Origin of the sequence: Flagellimonas alvinocaridis, from assembly GCF_004916895.1 — a bacterium.
In the GTDB taxonomy this organism is placed as follows: domain Bacteria; phylum Bacteroidota; class Bacteroidia; order Flavobacteriales; family Flavobacteriaceae; genus Flagellimonas; species Flagellimonas alvinocaridis.
Map to the genome: position 1 here is coordinate 1 of NZ_SNTZ01000025.1, position 2,532 is coordinate 2,532.

Here is a 2,532-nt window from a genome sequence, read left to right on the forward strand (position 1 = left end):
TGGATAAGCCGGGTAAACTGACCCACCTTCGCCGGATAAAACTGACCATAGCAAACGAACTGCCCAGATTTGATCTATCCTTGGGTTAAACTTAGTTTTTATTTTTTAATTTTCTTCTCATCGATTCTCCTTTTATATCTATTCTGTGAGCTGTATGCACCAAACGGTCGAGGATGGCATCGGCCAGTGTTCTCTCCCCGATAATGTCGTGCCACTTTGATACGGGCAATTGTGATGCTATTATAGTGGATTTTTTGCCGTGCCTGTCCTCGATGATCTCCATAAGTGCATGCCTATTGATGTTGTCCAATGGCTTAAGGCCGAAGTCATCCAAGATGAGCAGGTCCTGTTTTTCAAGTTTGCTTATCTGCTTTGGATAGGAACCGTCGGCCTTTGATGTCTTGAGCAGGGTAAAGAGCTTTGCGGTATTGAAGTACATTGTTTTTGATCCCATGGAACAGGCCTGGTGGCCGATGGCCGATGCCAGGTAACTTTTGCCCACGCCGGTACTACCGGTAATAAGTATGTTCTCCYTTTTTTGGATGAACCCGCAGGAACCGAGCCGCCGGACCAGGTTCTTGTCCAGTTGGCGCGACGGTCGGTAGTCGATGGCYTCCATGACGGCCGTATACCTGAACCTTGCGGACTTGGTCAATCGCTCTATCCTACGGTTATGGCGGTCGTCCCAYTCGTTCTGGACGAGATAGGCAATGAGTTCGTCATTGGTATAGTCGGTATCGGCACCTCCGGTTTCCATTGTTGTTGCAAAGGCCCTGTGCATTCCATAGAGCCTCATTTCTTTCATCAATTGCATTGTTTTTTCGTTCATATGTCCTGTTTTTAAGTATTGTTCCTATTCGTAGTATTTCCCCCCTCTTATGTTGTTGTGYTCGGGCATTTCCATATCCCCGTCSATACSTTCATCGATCTGGTCCCATCCCTTTTTCAGGATGCGCTCGACCATATTGTAGTTGTACGCACCATATTCCGAGGCACGTTTGCACGCATTCTCAAGACGKTCYCTKCCATAYTTTTTGGCAAGGTGGAGTACCCCCAGACAGGATTTGTAGGATTGTTCCGGGTGTTGCTTCTTCTCYAGGATGGCAATGATGTACCCTTTACAGTGTCCGCCGATATTGCCCGCCCAATCGATGAACCTTTCGCTGCTCCACTCGCTTACGAAACGATGGTGCGATGGCATATGGTCGGCCAAGGTGGTATAGCCGTATTTTTTCCTGYYCCTTGTATGTACGGCGAACCTTTCGTGCTTATGGTAGATCTCGACGATGTTGTCGGTATAGACCAGCTTGACCTGTTTGCCTATATGTCTGTAGGGCACGCTGTAATAATGCTTGTCCTTCCCAAAATAGATATGGCTGTTCTTGTGYACGGTGGCCTGGGCATATCGTTTTACCTCATAGCGTTTCTCGGGCAGGGGCATCAGTTCTCCCTTCTCGATTTCCATRAAAAGCGAACGCCTGGAATATTCCCTTCCCCTGAACGRCATTGCGTTGTGTTTTTCCAACAGTTCCCTTATCGCSATGTTGATATCGGYCATGCYRTGGAAGACCTGGTTCCGTAAAGGGGCGAACACCCTGGTGTAGATTATCTTCACGGCGTTCTCCACTATGGCCTTGTCCCTTGGCCTATAGGTACGTGTGGGCAGTACCGCCGTTTCGTAGTGTTCGGCAAAGTCGGCGAASACCTCGTTGACCTTGGGCTCGTAACGGCTGCTCTTGGTGACCGCCGACTTAAGGTTGTCGGGCACCAGGGCCTTTGGTACGCCGCCGTAGAACCAYAGTGCGTTYTCGGTGCAGCGGATGAAGTCCTCCAGTTTTTGGCTTGCACAGGCCTCTACATAAGTGTATTGGCTGCTGCCGAGTATACACACGAACACCTCCAGTTCCTTCAGTTCACCGGTCTCCCTGTCAACGATATGGAGTTTCTTTCCCGTGAAGTCTATAAAGAGCTTGTCGCCGGCCTTGTGCTCCATGTGCATTACCGGAGAGGTTTCCTTGCGCCATTCGGCGTACCAATACTTGAACTGTGAGAGCTTGAAGCCATCGGGGTGCTTGGCATAATATTCCTCCCACAACAATTGCCTGGTCACCCCGGTCTTGCGGAGCTCTTTGTCAAAATAGGGRAAGTACTGCCKTAAGGTCAGCAACCGTTGGCTCTTGCGCTTTTGCCCGTCCTTRAAAAGGTTGTGGAGTTCCTCCAAGGTCATCTTCTCCACCTCGTAGGCCGTAAAACGGTAGCGCTTGAAGAATTCGATGTACTTCCTGATTGTGACACGGGATATGCCCAATTGCTGGCTTATCCTCCGTTTGCTAGTGCCGGAGGTGTACAGTTTGTAAATCAGTTTTATTTTCCKCATGTCTATCTGCTTGTTCGCCATGGTGCTTTTTAACAAAAAAAGCACTTAGACTTTTTACAGATAGATCTAATCTAAAGGTGGTCCACTTTGGCCCGGCGCGGGTGGGTCACTTTCGTCCGGCCAGCTATGGTCACTTTAACCCGGCGAGGGTGGTA

Annotated in this window: 2 protein-coding genes; both read right to left on the reverse strand. The window is 49.4% G+C overall.

Features of this window, described 5'->3' with window-relative positions; translation table 11 throughout:
• Positions 1-91 precede the first annotated feature (91 nt).
• Positions 92-829: an IS21-like element helper ATPase IstB gene (gene istB / locus EZV76_RS16735; RefSeq protein WP_136567680.1), complete on the reverse strand. Its 738-nt coding sequence runs from the start codon at positions 827-829 to the stop codon at positions 92-94.
• A 24-nt stretch (positions 830-853) separates the two neighbouring features.
• Positions 854-2,398 carry an IS21 family transposase gene (istA, locus tag EZV76_RS16740; protein WP_136567681.1) on the reverse strand — a complete coding sequence of 515 codons (1,545 nt, stop codon included), beginning with the start codon at positions 2,396-2,398 and terminating at the stop codon, positions 854-856.
• Positions 2,399-2,532: the final 134 nt, after the last annotated feature.